The 19500-nt window shown below is 39.3% G+C and carries 20 protein-coding genes; 2 read left to right on the plus strand and 18 right to left on the minus strand.

Translation table 11 applies throughout. The annotated features are described in order from the left end of the window. Positions 1-117: 117 nt before the first annotated feature. The 7 genes from MHH44_RS13710 to gpr all read right to left on the minus strand — a co-directional run bounded on the left by MHH44_RS13710 (position 118) and on the right by gpr (position 9047). Positions 118-2307 (minus strand): bifunctional diguanylate cyclase/phosphodiesterase, encoded by a 2190-nt coding sequence (locus MHH44_RS13710; protein ID WP_340798862.1) that lies wholly within the window; start codon positions 2305-2307, stop codon positions 118-120. 154 nt (positions 2308-2461) lie between these two features. Beyond that, positions 2462-2899, minus strand: a complete 438-nt coding sequence (locus tag MHH44_RS13715) for a RicAFT regulatory complex protein RicA family protein (protein WP_008407607.1) — start codon at positions 2897-2899, stop codon at positions 2462-2464. Further along, positions 2896-4431 carry a tRNA (N6-isopentenyl adenosine(37)-C2)-methylthiotransferase MiaB gene (miaB, locus tag MHH44_RS13720; RefSeq protein WP_008407608.1) on the minus strand — a complete coding sequence of 512 codons (1536 nt, stop codon included), beginning with the start codon at positions 4429-4431 and terminating at the stop codon, positions 2896-2898. The genes MHH44_RS13715 and miaB overlap by 4 nt, the downstream gene beginning before the upstream one ends. Before the next feature lie 76 nt (positions 4432-4507). Next, positions 4508-4852 carry a hypothetical protein gene (locus MHH44_RS13725; protein WP_014823377.1) on the minus strand — a complete coding sequence of 115 codons (345 nt, stop codon included), beginning with the start codon at positions 4850-4852 and terminating at the stop codon, positions 4508-4510. 90 nt (positions 4853-4942) lie between these two features. Then, a complete protein-coding gene (lepA, locus tag MHH44_RS13730) occupies positions 4943-6772 on the minus strand; it encodes a translation elongation factor 4 (RefSeq protein WP_008407610.1) in 1830 nt (609 codons plus the stop codon). Positions 6773-7106: 334 nt separating this feature from the next. Next, a complete protein-coding gene (gene spoIIP / locus MHH44_RS13735; RefSeq protein WP_087615989.1) occupies positions 7107-7928 on the minus strand; it encodes a stage II sporulation protein P in 822 nt (273 codons plus the stop codon). An 84-nt stretch (positions 7929-8012) separates the two neighbouring features. Then, positions 8013-9047: a GPR endopeptidase gene (gpr, locus tag MHH44_RS13740; RefSeq protein ID WP_008407612.1), complete on the minus strand. Its 1035-nt coding sequence runs from the start codon at positions 9045-9047 to the stop codon at positions 8013-8015. Between the two features lie 163 nt (positions 9048-9210). Here gpr and rpsT point away from each other — a divergent pair, with 163 nt between their 5' ends. Further along, entirely contained in the window at positions 9211-9459 is a 249-nt protein-coding gene (gene rpsT / locus MHH44_RS13745; protein ID WP_008407613.1) for a 30S ribosomal protein S20, read from the plus strand. Positions 9460-9532: 73 nt separating this feature from the next. Here rpsT and holA read toward each other — a convergent pair whose 3' ends face one another. Further along, positions 9533-10543: a DNA polymerase III subunit delta gene (gene holA, locus MHH44_RS13750; protein WP_340798863.1), complete on the minus strand. Its 1011-nt coding sequence runs from the start codon at positions 10541-10543 to the stop codon at positions 9533-9535. A 242-nt stretch (positions 10544-10785) separates the two neighbouring features. On the opposite strand from holA, the gene MHH44_RS13755 reads away from it, so the two are divergent. After that, on the plus strand, positions 10786-10959 hold the full coding sequence (locus MHH44_RS13755; protein ID WP_008407615.1) for a YqzM family protein: 174 nt from the start codon (positions 10786-10788) through the stop codon (positions 10957-10959). A 52-nt stretch (positions 10960-11011) separates the two neighbouring features. Here MHH44_RS13755 and MHH44_RS13760 read toward each other — a convergent pair whose 3' ends face one another. The 10 genes from MHH44_RS13760 to yqeH form a co-directional block, all read right to left on the minus strand. Continuing rightward, positions 11012-13330, minus strand: a complete 2319-nt coding sequence (locus MHH44_RS13760; RefSeq protein ID WP_340798864.1) for a DNA internalization-related competence protein ComEC/Rec2 — start codon at positions 13328-13330, stop codon at positions 11012-11014. Then, a complete protein-coding gene (locus MHH44_RS13765) occupies positions 13299-13874 on the minus strand; it encodes a ComE operon protein 2 (RefSeq protein WP_008407617.1) in 576 nt (191 codons plus the stop codon). The genes MHH44_RS13760 and MHH44_RS13765 overlap by 32 nt, the downstream gene beginning before the upstream one ends. Positions 13875-14154: 280 nt before the next feature. Next, a complete protein-coding gene (locus tag MHH44_RS13770) occupies positions 14155-14802 on the minus strand; it encodes a helix-hairpin-helix domain-containing protein (protein WP_340798865.1) in 648 nt (215 codons plus the stop codon). A gap of 123 nt (positions 14803-14925) precedes the next feature. Further along, positions 14926-15663: a class I SAM-dependent DNA methyltransferase gene (locus MHH44_RS13775; RefSeq protein WP_340798866.1), complete on the minus strand. Its 738-nt coding sequence runs from the start codon at positions 15661-15663 to the stop codon at positions 14926-14928. Then, positions 15656-16009 (minus strand): ribosome silencing factor, encoded by a 354-nt coding sequence (gene rsfS / locus MHH44_RS13780; protein ID WP_008407622.1) that lies wholly within the window; start codon positions 16007-16009, stop codon positions 15656-15658. The genes MHH44_RS13775 and rsfS overlap by 8 nt, the downstream gene beginning before the upstream one ends. 6 nt (positions 16010-16015) lie before the next feature. Further along, positions 16016-16576: a bis(5'-nucleosyl)-tetraphosphatase (symmetrical) YqeK gene (yqeK, locus tag MHH44_RS13785; RefSeq protein ID WP_339262478.1), complete on the minus strand. Its 561-nt coding sequence runs from the start codon at positions 16574-16576 to the stop codon at positions 16016-16018. Continuing rightward, positions 16545-17138: a nicotinate-nucleotide adenylyltransferase gene (locus MHH44_RS13790; protein ID WP_339262480.1), complete on the minus strand. Its 594-nt coding sequence runs from the start codon at positions 17136-17138 to the stop codon at positions 16545-16547. The genes yqeK and MHH44_RS13790 overlap by 32 nt, the downstream gene beginning before the upstream one ends. Before the next feature lie 11 nt (positions 17139-17149). Then, positions 17150-17455: a ribosome assembly RNA-binding protein YhbY gene (gene yhbY, locus MHH44_RS13795; protein ID WP_008407625.1), complete on the minus strand. Its 306-nt coding sequence runs from the start codon at positions 17453-17455 to the stop codon at positions 17150-17152. Beyond that, the gene (gene aroE / locus MHH44_RS13800) at positions 17442-18284 is read right to left on the minus strand and encodes a shikimate dehydrogenase (protein WP_339262483.1); all 843 of its coding nucleotides are present in this window, start codon (positions 18282-18284) and stop codon (positions 17442-17444) included. Before aroE ends, yhbY begins: the two co-directional genes overlap by 14 nt. Before the next feature lie 77 nt (positions 18285-18361). After that, the gene (gene yqeH, locus MHH44_RS13805) at positions 18362-19465 is read right to left on the minus strand and encodes a ribosome biogenesis GTPase YqeH (protein ID WP_339262485.1); all 1104 of its coding nucleotides are present in this window, start codon (positions 19463-19465) and stop codon (positions 18362-18364) included. Between the last annotated feature and the right edge of the window lie 35 nt (positions 19466-19500).

A 19500-nucleotide genomic window follows, 5' to 3' on the forward strand; every position in this document is an offset into this window, starting at 1 on the left:
AGTAGCGCTTTTGCTATTGCTTCACTCAATTATACCTCGGTTCAGTTATGTCGGGAAGCGGGATAAGGCCTACATAGTGCTGTCTTATTTAGCCCATCTTTTATTTTACTGAGAGCTTCATTTGCTGAATGAAGTTTTTAACTGCTGATTTAATAGTTCATTAATTTGTTCAATTAACATTGGTTTATAATAATAGTATCCTTGCCCAACCTGACAGCCTAATCGCTTTAGCTCAAGATGCTGTTCTTCTGTTTCGATTCCTTCTGCTACAGATACCATGTTCAAGTTATCCGAAAGCTGAATAATGGTTTTAATAACGGCATTCATCCGTGGATTCGCTAAATTATCGACAAAACTTTTATCAATTTTGATTTCTTTAAATGGCAGTTCCTGCAAATAGCTGAGTGATGAATAACCAACACCAAAGTCATCAATCGATGTTTCAATCCCCAGCTGTTGCAACTCGTCGATAATTTTTTTTGCTCTTATGACATTTTCCAGTTCGACACTTTCGGTTATTTCAAATTTTATAAATTTCGGATCTATTTTATAGCTTTCTATAAGGGCAATGGAACTTTCTACAAATGCCGGATTATAAAAATGGCTTGGTGAAATATTGATCGCTACTTGATACAATTTCAATCCCGCATCGTGTCGCTGTTTTTGCCATAGAAGCACCTTCTTGAAAATTTCGAGGTCTACTTTATAAATATTACCGGTATTTTCTGCAACCGGAATAAATAACGTCGGTGAGACAACACCTAAATCCGTCGAATTCCAACGTGCCAAAGCTTCAAAACTTTCAATTTCCCCTGTCATCAAGTTCACTTTCGGCTGGAGCATCGGAAAAAATTCACTATTTTTTAGACCGCGAGCAAAATGGGCCAGTACATTCATTTCTTGTTCTACAGATTCAATTAAACTCATATTAAAATTTTTAATAACAGTGCCCGTTACTTTAAGTGCACTTGATAACGCAATATCCGCCTGGCGGACTGCTTCTATGTAATTAATACGGGAACTAAAAGATGAAGTTCCTATTTTTAATGTTAAGTATACTTCTTTTCCATCAATATAATATGGCTCTGATAAAAACTGTTCAGCTACAATTGGTGGAATCTTCATTTCCCGTAATGATAAACGTGTCGCTACAATAATCGCTGAATGGGTATACCTCGCAATGATCGAGTCTGCGAATGATGGGATATTCTGTATTCGATTTGCTAGCTGACGCAGCACTTCATCCCCGCCTTGCCGGTCATACAAATCAATAATATTTTGATATTCTCCCGGTTCAATAATATATAAATGCCCCATCGACTGATTTGCAGTAAAATCATTTAAAATGATTTTAAAGCGTTCATAATTATTTAATCCGGATGCAACATCACAAAAAGCAAGACGGTGAATCGCACTTTTTTGGTCAAAATATTTTAATGCGAGTGTAACAATCGGTGCGATTCGGTTCATGAATTTTATTTCAATCGTTTTTGGTTCTGCCCGTTGTTCAAAGTACATTGTAAATAAACCGATCGTTTTTTCTTCTGAATTTAAAATTGGCTGACTCCACATTGAAACTATACGATATTTATCGATAATCGGTCTATATGCTTCATGATAAATCGATTGCTCTAAGTCTTTTAAAATGAGCGGTTTATTTATTTTCCTATTGTCTTTCATATCCATCAATAAAACTTTCTCATCGAGCTCCTTCAAATCTTTCCACATTTCACCGTAAATATTAATCATCCGGTCATTTTCATCAACAAGGACGATGGAACAATGGCATTTCTTTCCGAAAGTTATTTCAACCGATTTGCAAATATTACGTAATACATTTTCAAGTGGATGCCCTGTTTCCAGACTAAAGTAGACTTCACGTTCCAGCTCAATCAACGACTCTATGTTCATGGAGTCCGTTACATCTTTCATTATGATCACACAATATTGGATTATTCCTTGCTGATTAAACATTGGTAAATGCCTGACTTCATTCCAAAATGCATACCCATCTTTCCGGTAATGAAAGGATGATGTTTTAAATGTCAGTCCATTTTCAATACTTTCCTGAATCGAATTCTCATTTAACATGTCAGTAAGAGGTCCCTGTAGTAAAGAAAGTGTTGACCCGAGCACATCATCTTCCCTGTACCCTGTTGTTTGCGTAAAGATCTGGTTTACAAATTCAATTGTATACCCTTTATTCGGGTTAATAATTGCTACTGCCAAATCAATCTGCCGAGCCATCTGACATAACCAATCGTACAATCCTTCATCACTTACACTTAGATTATCAAATTCGTTCATTAGTAAAGTCCTTCCTATATAGTTCTAACTAACTTAAATCATAACAAAAAACAGTAGGAATATCGACATATTTATTGTCACATATTGCTAAACTTTTAGAATATTAACTCTACATAAAAAAAGATATCCACGTGGGATATCTTTAATAATTATTTTAAGAACATGAGCCTGGTGTACTATTACGTACTTTTGATCCTGTTTCGCCTTTTAGTACATCGCCGCCTGTAGAAGCAATAACTTCATCTGTAACATTATTCGCAATGGCATTTGATACTAATTGTAACAGTTCATTTACTTCCGTCTGTGATTGCTTAAATTGTTGAACGACTGGTAATTCATCGATTTCAGTTTCAATTCCCGTAATTTTACCTTCAATCATATTAAGCGCTTTTTCTTTCCCTAAGTGCTGAAAGTTAACCGCCTGCTTTTGCAATGCTTTTAAAGAAGCGATCTTTTCGCGGACAAATTGATTTTCATTAATTTGTTCTTCCGCTTTTTTGAAAAATTCTACTTCTTCAGTATTCGCAATCATATGGGCAATTTCTTTTGCTTTTTCTACAATCTCATCTTTTGTATACAATTTTGTTGTCATTTTACGAACTCCCCCTCTTTTGTCACTTCTTCTACAAACTCACCCATTAAAGAGTAAGATTTTGCTTCTAAAATTTTTACATTTACAAGCTTACCAATAAATTTTGGATCTGCCTTAAAGTTAACAAGACGGTTTTTGCGCGTATAGCCAGCTAACACATCATCGCGTCTTTTACTGCTGCCTTCAACTAAAACTTCAACTGTTTGACCTTCCAAACCTTTGAGCGCTTTTGCAGAATACTCAGAGACAACCGCATTTAAACGGTGCAGACGGTCTTTCTTTTCTTCCTCTGTTACATTATCGACCATTTTTGCAGCCGGTGTTCCTTCACGAGGCGAGTAAATATACGTGAACGCCATATCAAAGCCGACTTGACGATATAAATCAAGCGTTTCCTGGAATTGCTCTTCCGTTTCATTCGGATAGCCTACAATGATATCTGTTGTTAATGTTACACCCGGAATTGCCGCTTTAATTTTATCGACTAATTGCAGGAAATGCTCACGTGTGTATTTACGGGCCATAATTTTTAATATTTCGTTTGAACCGGACTGGACCGGTAAGTGGATATGGTCAACAAGATTACCGCCTTTTGCCAATACTTCGATTAAATGATCATCAAAGTCGCGCGGATGACTTGTCGTAAAGCGAATACGCGGAATATCGATTTTACGGAGCTCATCCATTAAATCACCTAGTCGGTATTCAATATCATCAAAGTCTTTGCCGTACGCATTGACATTTTGGCCTAAAAGCATAATTTCTTTATAGCCTTGTGCAGCCAATTCACGCACTTCCTGAATAATTTCTTCCGGGCGGCGAGAACGTTCCTTGCCTCGTGTATACGGAACGATACAATATGTACAGAACTTGTCGCAGCCGTACATAATATTCACCCATGCTTTAATCGAGCCAATACGTTTTTTCGGAAGGTTTTCAATGACATCGCCTTCTTTTGACCAAACTTCGACAACCATTTCCTTTGACATATAAGCATCGTGTAAAATATTCGGTAATCGGTGGATATTATGTGTCCCGAACACCATATCAACATGCTGATACTGTTTTAATATTTTGTTCACGACAGATTCTTCTTGCGACATACATCCGCAAACACCAATCAGCATTTCCGGATTTTTACGTTTATATTTTAACAGGAAGCCTAGCTCACCGAATACTTTATTTTCCGCATTTTCACGAATGGCGCACGTGTTTAGTAAAACAACATCCGCTTCTTCAATCATTTCAGTCGGTGTATAGCCAAGCTGCATGAAAATACCAGCCATTACTTCTGTGTCATGCTCATTCATTTGACAGCCGTATGTTCGAATATAAAACTTACGATCCTGTCCCATTCCTAAATATTTTTCTTCGATATCAAAATCTTTATGATATTTTACTTCTTCTTTACCGCGCTTTTTCGCGTCTTTTAGTGAAGGAGCCGTAAATACTTTCTCAAAATATTTACTATAGTCTTTTTCTTCCTTAGGTTGTTTAATCTGCTGACTAGCTAGTCGTTGTTCTTCATTCATCGACTACTTGCCCCCCTATCATTTATTACCTTTACTCATTTCATCATTATAGCGAACTGTTGCTGTTTGTTACAAGCTAGTCGATAAATTGTTTGTAACTATTCAGGTCATTATCACGTAAAATTGTAAAAAATGTGACACTCAATTTGATTACCTGTGCCCAATTCATTTCATATTCCGATTCAAATTGATGCTTTGGCAAGCGCAGAACATCTTGAAATAAACGTTTTGCTTCAATGTTTTGCTGCGCTAAATATGCTAAAAACGCCAAAAACAGCTTGTGGTCTTCCAGTTGCAATGCTTTATTTTCCAGCAGAGCATCTACCCGGCTTACAGGCGAATTGGCACGTTCAAACAATTTATTCAATTCACTTTCCAGTTTTTCATTTTTATAATGCAAAAAATTTAAAATATCGGTCATATTTTCTACCTCATTTTCAAAAAACATTTCAGTAAACTATCCTCTAAAAATAAAAGGCAGAAAGATTGCTCTATCTGCCTTTTACAAATACTATTTACTATCATCCATTTTCAGTACAGCCATAAATGCTTCCTGAGGAACCTCTACTGAACCTACTTGCTTCATACGTTTTTTACCCGCTTTTTGCTTTTCAAGTAATTTACGTTTACGTGAAATGTCACCGCCGTAACATTTAGCAAGTACATTTTTACCCATTGATTTAATTGTCGAGCGGGCAATAATTTTTTGACCGATCGCAGCTTGCACCGGTACTTCGAATTGTTGACGCGGAATCAGCTCTTTTAATTTTTCAACGATTACTTTTCCGCGTTCATATGCAAAGTCTTTGTGTACGATGAAGCTTAATGCATCTACCTGTTCACCGTTTAGCAGAATATCCATTTTGCTTAACTTAGAAGGCTGGTATCCGATTAATTCATAATCGAATGACGCATAGCCTTTCGTATTTGATTTTAAGAAATCAAAGAAATCGTAAACAATTTCAGCTAAAGGCATTTCATAAACGATTTTTACACGTGTGTCATCGATGTAATCCATCCCTGAGAAGTTACCGCGTTTCTTCTGGCAAAGCTCCATAACAGCACCTACGTAATCATTCGGTACCATGATTGTCGCTTTTACGTACGGCTCTTCAATGCGGTCGATTTTTTGCGGATCCGGCATCATTGACGGATTATCCACTTTCAATACCGAACCATCCGTTTTTGTCACTTCATAAATTACAGAAGGCGCAGTCGTGATTAAATCAATGTTGAATTCACGCTCAATACGTTCCTGAATAATTTCCATGTGCAATAGTCCTAAGAATCCGCATCGAAAACCGAATCCTAATGCCTGAGAAGTTTCTGCCTCATATTGTAATGCAGAGTCATTTAATTCCAGTTTTTCAAGTGCTTCACGTAAATCGTTGTATTTTGCTGTGTCAATTGGATAAAGACCGCAATACACCATCGGATTTAGTTTACGGTAACCTGGAAGCGGCTCTGTCGCAGCATGGCTGCCTGCAAAAGTTACTGTATCACCTACACGTGTGTCCTGAACATTTTTAATTGATGCTGTCAAATACCCTACATCACCAACTGTCAATTCAGCTTGTGGTACCGATTTTGGTGTATGAATCCCTACTTCAATTACTTCAAATTCTGCACCTGTTGCCATCATTTTAATTTTATCTCCGGCTTTAACCGTACCATTTACAATACGGATTGAAATGATAACACCCTTATATGCATCATATACAGAGTCGAAAATCAGTGCTTGTAATGGGGCATCTGGATCACCTTGTGGGGCAGGTACTTTTTCAACGATCTGCTCCAAAATATCCTGGATCCCAATTCCTGCTTTTGCTGATGCAAGTACTGCTTCAGAAGCGTCCAGCCCAATCACATCTTCCACTTCAGCGCGAACACGCTCCGGATCTGCAGCAGGTAAGTCGATTTTGTTGATTACCGGTAAGATTTCCAGATCATTGTCCAATGCCAAATATACGTTAGCCAGCGTTTGTGCTTCAATTCCCTGTGCAGCATCTACTACTAGAATAGCACCTTCACATGCCGCTAATGAACGTGATACTTCATATGTGAAATCGACGTGACCCGGTGTATCGATCAGATGGAATGTATAGATTTCGCCATTTTTAGCATTATATTTCAATTGTACGGCATTTAATTTAATTGTAATTCCGCGTTCACGCTCAAGATCCATAGAATCCAGCAGCTGCGATTTCATTTCGCGTTGTGTAACGGTTTGCGTCGTTTCCAATAAACGGTCCGCAAGAGTTGATTTTCCGTGGTCAATATGTGCAATAATCGAGAAATTTCGGATATTCTCTTGTCGTTTTAAACGTTGTTCTCGGTTCATGTATTATTCCTCTCCTAATTAGAAAAAACACCTGAGCCCATTTAGGGTTGGTGTCACTACATATGTAGGTTATTCATCCATTTACTTTTCTACTAAAATACAGCCTCTATCTCCCACCAATTTTAAGTAATGGAACATAGAGGCATAACGTATTTTAAATTATACTATGAATTGTAGTAAAACGACAACAGCGAACCTTCACCTACAATAGGAAAACCGTATTTCGCACTAAACTATAGCGAAATACGGTTTTTCATATTTGAGCGAGTAGCCGTGCTGAAATTGCTCTACGTGTCTCACACTACCCGCCTGCTATTTGTAAATCAATTAATACTTAAACTGCTGATTCAACGAAAGCAACCCGAATCGCCTGTGCTAAAACCGCCATCGTTCGTTGAAGTTCTTCTTCGGTGTTGTCGATACCCCCAAATTCAATCAGCAATACATTTGTTGCAAGATCTTGATTATAAACACCATCTACACCAGTACCAGACTTTTTAATAATTCCTCGTGAAATGCCAGGCACAATGCTGTTCACTTGCTCACTCAGCATTGTTGCATAAGCTAAATTCGCTTCATATGCAGGATGTTCCGCGCCGACAACAAAAGCAATTTTTGCATATTGTTCATTATTTGCTGTAAGTGTCGTTACTTTTTTAGGGGCTGAATCCCGGTGAAAATCGATTACAAGTTCATATTCGTTTTCTTCCAAATACTGTGCCAATACAGGTCGAGCCACTTTGTACGCTTGGTGAAATGTTGCATCAACCTGTTTCATTTCGGTCATAACATCAAAATCTACAATATGTGGTGTTAAACCGTTTAATTCAAGATAATGCTGCATCATTTCTTGTAGTGAAAAGATATTCATTTCTTCATCATAAACTGCCTGCATCCCTTTTGTTTTTTTGACGATTGGCTTATAGGATTCGTGTGAATGTGTGAACATCAACAGTACATTGAATGGATCAATTTTCGGTTCTTCAGGTACTGTCACAATTGGCTCTGCCGCCGCATAAACAACGTGGGGACGTTCACTTTTACTTTTTTGTGTAGTCATTTCATTATTTGGAAAAGGGAATTGCCCAATAATGATAGGCAGTGAAAATAAAAATAAGAACAATAATGAGAAGCGTTTTAGTTTCCGCAAACACATCACCCTTTCTCCAATACAATATGGGAGAAGAGTAAAACTTAGAACGTATAACTAGCTTTTATTGTTCAGAAAATAAATTGCCGGTTAATTACCGGCTTTTTGTTTTTCTTCAAGCCATTTAAACAAGCCTTCGCCTAGTAAAAATGCATATTGACTCAGCCAGAAGTCAACCTCTTTCGGAGTAACCATCAACCGCTCCGGATGGGTACTGAATACTTCTTCAAATAATTGTCGTCGATCTTCTGTCGGCCATGTTGCCCACTGACCGAAAATCGGCTCAACTTTCGTTAAATCGACTTCCTCGTTTACAGGTGTCCAGCTTGTAACTGAGAGCTTGCCTGAAGGTTTGTCTCTTTCCTGTATTTTAGCCGCAATCGACCTGAATGCTACATCTATTGCATCGGCTATTAAAATAGGTGCTTCCACAACTGTCGGAACTCCGATCGCTGTTACCGGTACGCCGAGCATTTCCTTTGAAATTTCCTTGCGATGGTTGCCGACACCTCCACCTGGATGTATGCCGGTATCTGTCAGTTGGATTGTCCGGCATAAGCGGGCACTTCCGCTTGTTGCAAGCGCATCGACGATAATAACAAGTGCAGGTTTAATTTTTTCTGCCAATGCATGAATATAATCGCTCGTCTCAAATCCTGTCTGCCCTGTAACACCTGGTGCATACAAAATAAACTTCGGGGAATCCAGTTCCGATTGTTTTTTATGCATCGCATCGATTGTATAAGGGCCAATCGCATCTGGGGTAATCGTCTTGTTTCCTAAACCGATCACTAGAATTTTTGAATCCGCCGTAATCTTGACATCCTTGTGCAGATCATGCAGGTAATGGATTAAAGATTCCTGCATTTGCTCAAATCCATGTCGGTCTTCCGAAGTTAATGTAGGGATCGACAACGTTATATACGTCCCTTGCTTTTTACTTATTCTTTCTTCCCCAGTAGCATTCACTTCAACTTTTGTGATTTTGACACGATTTTGTTGGGATTCTTCCATGTGAATGCCACGTTCATGTTCCAATGTTTCCTTTTGTTGTTTCGTTTGATGTTGGACAACTTCTGCTGTTTCATCAATTAAATCTGTTCGATTCCAATCAATTTTTTTCATAATGCACCTCCACAATTCAGTTTGTTCAAACTGTCAAGTAAATATTCTTTGCATTTATGTATTGCAATTCTTTCAATCCTTTGGTAGAATGATTTTTGTTGTATTGACACATGAATAAGTGAGAAAATACTCATCTCGTACCTAAATCTAGGAGGTGAAAGAAATGCCAAACATTAAATCTGCTATCAAACGTGTAAAAGTTAACGAAAAAGCTAACGCTGCTAACGCACAAGCAAAATCTGCAATGCGTACTACAGTTAAAAAAGCTGAGCAAGCGATCGCAACAGGTGCTGAAAACACACAAGAATTAGTAGTTGCTGCTTCTAAAGCATTAGATAAAGCTGCTTCTAAAGGTCTTATTCACAAAAACGCGGCTTCTCGTAAAAAGTCTCGTTTAGCGAAAAAAGCTTAATTGTAAACTTATAAAGCCAACTGTGCATCCGCACAGTTGGCTTTTTTCGTTGTTTTCTAGAATATGATAATTTCTATAGTTTCTTCATTAAAAACAGCTCAAGATGACGCTCACGATTTCCGCCTGTTGTTTTCAACTGGAGATCTACTTCCGCCAGACTATAGAGTGCTTGTAGTAAACGCTGGTCGGATGGTTGGTTTCTTTGACCTGAAATAATCTGCACTCGGTATGGATGAATTTTAAGCTGCTTTGCAATCTGTTGCTGATGGTACCCCTTTTTTTGCAAATAGAAAATATTGGACATCGTCCGGATATTATTTGCTAAGAGGCCTACAAGTTTGATTGGTTCTTCTTTTTGTCGTAATAGATCATGATATATTTTGAGCGCTTCTTCTTGATTATGCTCCAAATAGGCATTCAGCATTTTAAATGCATCATGCTCAAGCGTTTTTGCTACTAAATCATCTACAAGTTCACGTGTAATTTCATGATCCTCACCTAAATACAAGGCCATCTTTTCTATTTCCATCTGAAGCTGGAGCATATTGGGACCAACCATTTCAAGAAGCTTAACGACTGCTTCATCTGTAATTGCTTTCCCATGCTGCTGTGCTTCATTTTTTACCCATACATTCAAGTCGTTGTTTTGAGGTGTTTCCGCTATAAGCACTGTACATTTTTCTTTCATAAGCTTCGTTACTTTTTTACGCTCATCCAACTTTTCGTACGGCGCGATAAATACGGTAATGGCTGTATCAGTAGGATGTTGCAGCCAGCTTTCAAGGCGCTTTAAATCATGGTCAATCTTTTCTTTGCCCTTTTCAGTCGCTTTTAAAAATGATGCATTTTTAGCTATTATTAATTTACGTTCCGAAAAAAACGGAATCGTATCCGCTTCATCAATAACATAATCAATCGGCTGTTCATTTAAGTCAAAGGTCATGATTTCCGCTTCTTCATTTTTTTGAAGAGCCGCCTTCAACTGCTTAATTGTTTCATCTACAAAATAGGATTCTTCTCCTACAAGCAAGTAAACCGGTGCGAAATTCCCCTTTTTAAAATCTTGCCATACTTTTGTTATCATACTGGGAACCTCCTTTACTTTCGTAGTTCTAAGTATACCATTTTTTACGTTATTGAGGATGTCCAGTTTCTTATCTCAATATGCCATGAAAAAAATATCCTTTCTATCTCCTCTCAATTAATTTATGGATATTTATTGAAAATCTCAACGATATACTAAACCAATAAAAGGAATAATTAGCATTTCATATAGCATTTTCAGTTAGAATATTCTATAATTATTGAAGATTAGGAGGGATACTTATGGCAGGACATCAAGATCCAAACTATGTAGCTGAAAACCCATTTGAAGGTCGTGGCCGCGCGATGAAAAGCAATGACTTCCCAGATGCCGGTTACGGTTTCGCCATCGGTGGCGGATTCTTCATCGTATTGTTTATTATTGCAATAATCGTAGAAGCAGCTACACGTCTGTAATTCCTTAGTAGTGGAATGATTTCTTATTAACATGAGAAATCATCCCACTTTTTTATTTCCTGAAAAGAGCATTCGATTTTTCTATATATATTTGATTCTCAGAGATGGAGACTTCTACCGTACCATCTAATCCAGTTGTTGCGTATGGGATATTTTTCGATTCAAACCGATTAACAACATCAATATGCGGATGATTGTATCTGTTATTTTCTCCTGCCATAAACACGGCAAATTTAGGGTTTGTTACTGTGACAAATTCCTCGATGCTAGATGTTTTACTGCCATGATGCCCCCCTTTTAACAAATCGATATTTCGCAATTTCTCTTCATAAAGCTGAATCAGCTCCTTCTCGCCTTCCTGCTCCAAATCCCCTGTAAACAATGCGCGAAATGCATTATGCTTTACGAAAAGAACGAGGGAATCATTATTTCCTTCATATTCAATTTCCAGCGGCCATAAATATTCAAAAGCAGTTTGTCCGATTTGCCACTTATGACCAGCCATTTTCTCGATCAGTTTTGTATTTGTTTTCTCTAGCTCATACAAAAAATCATTCATAACCGGCTTAGCGATCGAGCCTGGTGTCACATGAACCTCCTTTACAAGGATTTCCCGCAACACCTCTTCAGCCCCCTCTACATGATCGGCATCCGCATGTGACAGCACAAATGTGTCGATTGTTTGCATCCCTCGACCTTTCAAATAGGGAACAACAACTTGACGCCCAACTTCATATACGGTTTTGCGCTCCTTCCATTCTTCCTGTTCAAATCGTAATAAGCCCCCTGCATCGATAACGATCACCGATTTTCTGCGTGGTAACTCAATAACAATGCAGTCCCCTTGACCGACATTGACAAAAGCAATTTTTAGATCACTATGCAAAAGTGGCTGTACATGAAATATAAAAGCAGGCAGTATTAAAGCAATGAAGACCTTTTTTAACGGAGCATGCTGATCGAGCAAATAAAAAGCGAAAAAAACAGAACTATATAAAAGGATCAGCCACATAATTGAAGGTTTACCAGGGTTCCACATTTGAACAATCGGCTGCTGAATATAAAGAATGAAATTTGTCAGCGCTGTACGCAAGGGCTCATAAATATAAAACAGGAAGGAGTCAAGCGGGAATGGCAAAAAAGTCAGTACAAGAGCAAATAAATTGATTGGCAAAATAATAAAGGAAAATAGAGGGACGAAAAAAATATTGGCGATAAAAGAGGAAAGGCTGATTTCATAAAAATGGTGTAGTAACAAAGGGTAAACGAGGATTTGACAAACAAAAGTAATATAAAAAGATTGTACCCAAAAATTAGAATAGCGCGCTAAAATACGGCCGGAATATACTAAGCTGTAAGTAGCCAAATACGATAGCTGAAAGCCGACTTGAAAAACTGCACCAGGCTCCAGTAATACAAACATAATAAAGCTAATTGACAGTGCATCATCAATCGGTATTTTCCAGCGAAAATACTGCGCAAGCATGATTAATTCCACGACGCTGACCGCACGCCAGATAGACGGTGCTCCTCCTGCTAAAACTGCATATAACGGCAATAAAATAAGCAGTAAAATTGTAGCGATTTCTCTACGAATCCTCAAGCGAAGCCACAACTGAAAAAACAGGAATGAGACAAGTGCGACATGCAAACCCGAAATCGCGAATAAATGGGTAATCCCAAGCTTTTGATAGGCACGATTTAATTGGTCATCGACATTTTCCTGGAAACCAATCAATAGAGCTTGCGCCTCTGCTGCAAGCGACGGCGGGAAAGTTTCGACAATGTGGCGCTTTAACTGAAAGCGCTGTTCAAAAATAGGCTGCATAATGGATTTTTTTTGATGGGAATATTGAAGCTGTTGAATTTCGATGATTCCTCTTGCATTTCTGCTTTGCAAATAGCGGGCCATAGAAAAGCCATAGCGGTGTGCAGGGATTGATGGGGATACTTGCTTCCCGGTTACAATAAAACTTGTACCAGCGAGCTGCTGTGCCTCAAAGCGCTGTTTTTCTTTTTCATTTCTCAATTCATAGGTGACATATACTTTCTCTCCCGATTCATTAATCATGAATCCTCGCAGCATCACACCATTTATATTGTACTCATCGGTCCATGTCAACAATGCGGGAAGCTCAACCGGCAATGAAAGCTTATTGGCCTCATAGGAGAAATAGCTGTAACTCCCAATCCCAACAATTAAAATAAGCAACAGATGAATGTTTAACAGTCGTTTATAATGACTAAATAATAACAATAAAGCAAGCAGTAAAAGAAGCCTTCCCGATTCAAATGCAGCAAGTGCACTAATACAAATCGACAAGGCGTAAAAAATCCAGTTATGCCTGAATAAGTTTACCAAATAAAGCATGCATCTTCTCCTCTAATGGGAGCAATTGATCGCGGCTTGCGCCTAACTCACGAAGTTTTTCGAGCATTTCAGCGGTTAGTGCGAACTTTTCATCTTGCAGAAAGTCAATTTTTGCTTCATCAAATGGAATATGTGCAACATGGACGTTAGCTTTTTTGAACAATTCCATTGCATAATTATTATTTTTATAATCTTTTGCATAATACACATTTTTAATTCCGGCCTGAATAATTGTCTTCGTACATGGCAGGCATGGGAAATGTGTGACATAAAGATCCGCACCATTTGCTGGCGTACCATATTTTGCACATTGCAGTAATGCATTTGTTTCGGCATGCACTGTGCGGACACAATGGTTGTCCACAACATAGCAACCTTCTTCGATACAGTGTTCGTCACCTGAAATGGATCCATTATATCCGCCGGCAATGATGCGCTTCTCCCGTACAATTGTCGCACCTACTGCAAGACGGCTGCATGTGCTTCTTAATGCGAGTAAATGACTTTGCGCCATAAAAAATTGATCCCAAGTAATTCGCTCCATATGATAACCCCCAAATGTTTTGTCACCTATCAGTTTAAACGTAGTTCCTGTCATTCGCAATGCAGGTTTGTTCAGAAATTTCACTTTATCCCACATTAACGGGTAGTAATTTATCTGCCTCGAAAGCGTAGCGGCAGAGACAAAATTACCCGTAAAAGCCCGATTGGTTCGGACCAACTTGATGTTGGTCACACAAGCGTTGTCACAGGACGTGACGGTTTTAGCTTGTGTTCCTTCTAATCCGCGGGGAAAGAACGTCCCCACTGAGTGAAGTTTCACTTTATTTTACATCAATTAAGTCCTTTAACTGTTCAAATGTCTTATCACCGATTCCCGTGACATTTTTTAAGTCCTCAATGATTTGAAAATTTCCTTGTTCGGACCGATGCTGAATAATCGCAGCCGCCTTGGCTGGGCCAATTCCTGGCAGCTGAGTCAATTCCCCTTCAGATGCTTTATTTATATTAATTTTCCCGTTGGAACTTCCACTACCGGAACCGGTTGCCGGACTCGCCTGTATTATCTGTTCCATTAACTCTTCAGGTTCTTCCCCTATTTTCGGTATATAGATTACCATTTCATCGTGAAGCTTTTGAGCATGGTTAATGAGCACCGGATTGGCATCGTCCGTGTATCCTCCTGCCGCTTCAACAGCATCGACAATCCGTTGTTCTTCGGATAATGTGTACACACCCGGATATATTACCGCGCCTTTTACATCCACCACTATTGGCTTAGATTCAGTTTCGATTTCCGTTTCCGGTATTGTGGAAGGTTCATCACTTGCAGCAAGTGTGATTTGGTCAATTGTTTCGATCGTAGCACGGTTAGAGGAATCATCAAAGACTAATAAGTAAATTAAAATCGCTGCAACTACTCCGCCCAGTAGGGCAATTTGCTTTTTATACTTCTCCAGAAATGGCTGCAAAATAAAAAACACCCTTTCATAAAGAAGGTTTTATATATGGAGCTTATCTCCACTATACAAATTCCACTTCTTTATGAAAAGGTATTTCAATCAAAACTGCCGAAACTTACTTTTTCGACTATTTTATTTAACCGCCCGAATAAAAATTCGTTCGCTTTCATCAGTCGGTTGTGCTGTCGTCCAGTCTGCCGTCACTTCAACATGAGAAAAACCGATTTCTTTCAGCCATTTCACATATTGCCCATATGCAAATGTGCGCTGATAATGTTCCTCGTCAAAACGTTCATACAGTCCGCTTTCTGTTAATACAAAAAACGTCATCTGATGATACACGGAATGCGGTTCTTCACCCGGTTCAGTATGCCAAACATAAGAAATTTCCCCGTCATCAAACGTAAAAGGACCATCCAGAAAAATATCGTCCATCTTAAATAATGAATGTACATCAAAGAATAGCTGTCCGCCTTCACGAAGACTGTCAAATATCCGCTTCAATGTTTCCATTACATTGTGCTGCTCTTTTACATAGTTAATCGAGTCAACCGGAATAATGGCAACATCCAAGTCGCTGAAGCCTTCCAGCTCGTCCATTGACATAGCAAAAAGAGGCATTGTAACTTTCTCAGCATCCATACGGGCACTGGCAATGGATAGCATTTCTTCCGATAAATCAATCCCTGATACAGCGTAACCCGCTTTATGCAACATTAATGCAAGTGTTCCTGTACCACAGCCAATATCGAGCAGATTTTTATAGTTCTGTGCAGGTGCATATGTCTGAATCCATTCCAAATATTCCGTGTACGGGATATCGGTCATCAATTCATCATAAACTTCTGCAAAACGCTCATAACTATTCATTGTCCATTTGTGGCGCGTCTAGTTGTGGTGCATCTCCCCATAGGCGCTCTAGGTTGTAATAGGCACGCTCATCTTTATGGAAAATATGTGCAACAACATCACCCATATCGACTAAAATCCAGCGTGCTGTGTCAAAGCCTTCAAGCTTACGTACTGTGTAACCCGCTTCTTCTGCTTTTTCTTTAATTTCACGTGCAATTGCCTGTACTTGGCGCTCTGAGCTACCTTCCGCAATGATGAAATAATCAGCTAAAAGTGAAATCCCCTGCATATTCAATGCAACGATATCCTCTCCTCGCTTGTCATCGATTGCTTTGTACGTAATATTTAATAACGTTTCATTCATGTATGTTTATTCCTCTCTTATTAAGCTGTTGTAGCATTCAATTGAAACAGGGTAAATCGCCTGCTGTGACGAAACTAAAAAACTGAGCGTATGGGTCACACATGCCCGGAATGCATCCTCTAAACTGATGTCTGCCAATGTTCTTAGTTCCTCTACACCGAGAAATTTACGATTTGGTTCAATCATATCTGCTACATAAATAATTTTCTCAAAAGTTGTCATATTCGCACGTCCGGTAGTATGGTAACGAATTGCATTTAAAATGGCTTCATCATTAATTTGGAATTCCGTCTCGACAATCCAGGCACCGACCGGACCATGCAATATTTCAGCACCCCAGTCAAGCAGGCGTGCATCCAACTGCTGCTCGGTTACAACTTGCTTCATCCAGGCAACATCCGCATATTTAGCGATATCATGGAAAATTGCCGCAATCTCAGCTTTTTTGGGATTTTCATCGTATTGCTGAGCTAAACGGATCGCTGTTTCCATTACACCAATCGTATGAATATACCGCTTTTCGGGCATTCGCTCTTTAATCGCTGCCAGCATCGTTTGACGTTCCATACAAACCTTCCTTTCGAATATACTGTTCAACTGCAGCAGGCAATAAAAACTGTAAAGGTGCCTCTGTTTGCTGTAATCGATTTCGAATATATGTTGAAGAAAGGTCAATTTGCGGAGCTTCCACCATACACACATCGTAGGTTGATTTTGCTTCACTGCCAGGGCGCTTTACTCCAACAAATGTGACAAGTTCCATTAAGTCATCGATACGGTGCCATGTATGCAAAGAATCGATCATGTCCCCGCCGATAATAAAATAAAACTGTGTTTGTGGTTCTCTTTCGCACAACGCTTTCATTGTATCTAATGTATAGGATACCCCTCCGCGCTCAAGTTCATATGTTTCCACATGAAAATATGGAATGTCCTCGATCGCCAGCTCAACCATCCGCAGACGCTGTGCATTTGTTGCCGAGCGGGACAAATCCTTATGAGGCGGTTTTGCATTCGGCATGAAGCGTACTTCCGACAAACCAAGCGCTGCATACACTTCATTGGCCATCATTAAATGTCCGATATGCGGTGGATTAAAGGTTCCGCCAAAAAGACCGACTTTCTTCATTACACTTCACCTTATTTCGTAGCTACTTTAGGTAATACGATTTTTTTATTGTTGCGTGATTCTTTATATAATACAACTGTCAAACCGATCAGTTGAACGAGCTCTGCACGAGTACCGGCAGCCAGTTCTTCCGCCACGACATTTTTGTCTTCTTCACAGTTGTCTAAAATGCGTACTTTAATAAGTTCGCGTGCTTCCAATACATCGCGCAATTGTGCAATCATTGCATCATTTACGCCACCTTTCCCAACTTGGAAAATTGGATCTAAGTGATGTGCCTCAGCACGTAAAAAACGTTTTTGTTTACCTGTTAACATAATTTCCTCCTAATTGCGCCGTTAAACGGGCAATCATTGCATTTGTATTTGGATAATGACCTAACCAGTGTTCGTAGGCTATCGCACCTTGATGCACGAACATGCCTAATCCATTGATAATTATCGCACCTTTTTGCTCAGCCGCTTGCAAAAATGGCGTCATTAATGGATTATACACAATATCTGCAGCAATTGCGCCTGCCGGGAACTTTTCAAGCGAAAATGGTAATGCAAAGTTGCCTGTTGTCATCCCTGCTGGTGTTGTTTGAATAAAAATTTCAAAATTAGCCAGGCTTCGTTCTGCTTCTTGCATAGAAACAGCTTTGCCGGCATGCATGTCGTCAATGATCCGCTGTGCATTTTCAACTGTTCGGTTGGCAATAGTTATATTTTTATAACCTGTAAGCTGTAGAGCAAATGCAATACCACGGGCTGCGCCACCTGCTCCGATTAGTAAAATCGGTGCGTCACGCTTCATTGTACCGATCGCATGCTCAAGTGATTTTACAAAACCAGGACCATCAGTATTATAGCCTTTTAATTTACCTTCTGCAGTGCGCACGACCGTGTTGACCGCGCCCATTTTTTCCGCAAGTTCGTCGAGTTCATCCAGGAACGGAATGATCGTTTGTTTATGCGGAATCGTTACATTCCAGCCACTTGTCCCTAACAGTTTGAATGATGCAACAGCTTGTTGTAGATGTTCTGGCTTCACGTGTATCGGAATATACGTTGCATCCACATTTTCCTCTTCATACCATGCATTATGCATTTCTGGAGATTTTGACTGTGCAATCGGATCCCCAATAACCGCAAACCACTTTTTCATCGACATTTCCCTCTTTCCTACTACCATTCATTCACTACAAAGTAACACTTGCTCCTACTGATGAAGAGACCGTTCAGTTAAATCAGTGACGGGCGAATGAATACTTCTACGCCTTTTGGTGCGTGTGCTGCTACGACAACATTGGCATGTTGCACAGTAACCCAGCCTAGCCCTGAGATGACTACATCTGTTTTCGGTTCTTTAATCGAAAACTCGTGACGCACTAATGGCGGTAATTGATCGATATGTTTAGATGTTGGAGGTGCCAGTAACTCACCTTTGTGCTCTTCATATAATTGATCCGCACGTTCCAGCTTCGTACGGTGAATCGGTAAGTCATTTGCCACATGGACAGTAAATGCCGAACGGTCGCCTTGAATAAAATCAAAACGGGCAAGAGCACCGATAAATAGGGTTTGTCCAGCATTTTGCTGGTACACTTTTGGTTTAATTTCTTTTTTCGGCATAATATATTTTAATTCACTTGAATCGATATGGTGTGCCATTTGGTGATGATTAATAATACCAGGTGTATCATATAAAGATGATCCGTCATCTAGCGGAATGCCAATCATATCAAGCGTAGTTCCCGGGAAATGAGAAGTTGTAATAATTTCTCCTTCACCTGTAGCTTGCTTAATAATCCGGTTGATAAACGTCGATTTGCCGACATTTGTACAACCTACAACATATACATCTTTGCCATTACGGTATTCTTCAATTGCTTCAACGACTTCCTGCATGCCTAATCCTTTATGTGCCGAAACAAGCTTCACATCAACAGGCTTCAAACCAAGCGCTTTTGCTTCACGTTTTAACCAGTTAATTACTTTCTTTTCTTTTACCGATTTAGGTAAAAGGTCTGCTTTATTTGCTACTAAAAGAACGGGATTATTTCCAACGAATCGGTGTAAACCTGGTAGCCAGCTGCCATTAAAATCGAATATATCCACGATTTTTACGATTAGACCTTGCTGTTGTCCAAGGCCGTTTAAAATACGTAAAAAATCATCATCCGTTAAACTAACAGGTTGGATTTCATTATAGTTTTTTAAACGGAAACAACGTTGACAAATAATCATTTCCTTTTCCAGCGAGGATGCAGGTGCATACCCTAATCCATTTTTATCTTCAGTTTGAATCACTGTTCCACAGCCAATACATTGTGGCATTTCATTCATTCACTATTTCCTCCTAACTACTATTGCACATTCAT

This window comes from Solibacillus sp. FSL K6-1126, from assembly GCF_038003445.1.
GTDB lineage: Bacteria > Bacillota > Bacilli > Bacillales_A > Planococcaceae > Solibacillus > Solibacillus silvestris.

Coding starts and splice junctions, on each gene's coding strand:
- MHH44_RS13710 (WP_340798862.1), bottom strand. CDS start 2,307: ATGAACGAATTTGATAATCTAAGTGTAAGTGATGAAGGATTGTACGAT.
- MHH44_RS13715 (WP_008407607.1), bottom strand. CDS start 2,899: ATGACAACAAAATTGTATACAAAAGATGAGATTGTAGAAAAAGCAAAA.
- miaB (WP_008407608.1), bottom strand. CDS start 4,431: ATGAATGAAGAACAACGACTAGCTAGTCAGCAGATTAAACAACCTAAG.
- MHH44_RS13725 (WP_014823377.1), bottom strand. CDS start 4,852: ATGACCGATATTTTAAATTTTTTGCATTATAAAAATGAAAAACTGGAA.
- lepA (WP_008407610.1), bottom strand. CDS start 6,772: ATGAACCGAGAACAACGTTTAAAACGACAAGAGAATATCCGAAATTTC.
- spoIIP (WP_087615989.1), bottom strand. CDS start 7,928: ATGTGTTTGCGGAAACTAAAACGCTTCTCATTATTGTTCTTATTTTTA.
- gpr (WP_008407612.1), bottom strand. CDS start 9,047: ATGAAAAAAATTGATTGGAATCGAACAGATTTAATTGATGAAACAGCA.
- rpsT (WP_008407613.1), top strand. CDS start 9,211: ATGCCAAACATTAAATCTGCTATCAAACGTGTAAAAGTTAACGAAAAA.
- holA (WP_340798863.1), bottom strand. CDS start 10,543: ATGATAACAAAAGTATGGCAAGATTTTAAAAAGGGGAATTTCGCACCG.
- MHH44_RS13755 (WP_008407615.1), top strand. CDS start 10,786: ATGGCAGGACATCAAGATCCAAACTATGTAGCTGAAAACCCATTTGAA.
- MHH44_RS13760 (WP_340798864.1), bottom strand. CDS start 13,330: ATGCTTTATTTGGTAAACTTATTCAGGCATAACTGGATTTTTTACGCC.
- MHH44_RS13765 (WP_008407617.1), bottom strand. CDS start 13,874: ATGGAGCGAATTACTTGGGATCAATTTTTTATGGCGCAAAGTCATTTA.
- MHH44_RS13775 (WP_340798866.1), bottom strand. CDS start 15,663: ATGAATAGTTATGAGCGTTTTGCAGAAGTTTATGATGAATTGATGACC.
- rsfS (WP_008407622.1), bottom strand. CDS start 16,009: ATGAATGAAACGTTATTAAATATTACGTACAAAGCAATCGATGACAAG.
- yqeK (WP_339262478.1), bottom strand. CDS start 16,576: ATGGAACGTCAAACGATGCTGGCAGCGATTAAAGAGCGAATGCCCGAA.
- MHH44_RS13790 (WP_339262480.1), bottom strand. CDS start 17,138: ATGAAGAAAGTCGGTCTTTTTGGCGGAACCTTTAATCCACCGCATATC.
- yhbY (WP_008407625.1), bottom strand. CDS start 17,455: ATGTTAACAGGTAAACAAAAACGTTTTTTACGTGCTGAGGCACATCAC.
- aroE (WP_339262483.1), bottom strand. CDS start 18,284: ATGAAAAAGTGGTTTGCGGTTATTGGGGATCCGATTGCACAGTCAAAA.
- yqeH (WP_339262485.1), bottom strand. CDS start 19,465: ATGAATGAAATGCCACAATGTATTGGCTGTGGAACAGTGATTCAAACT.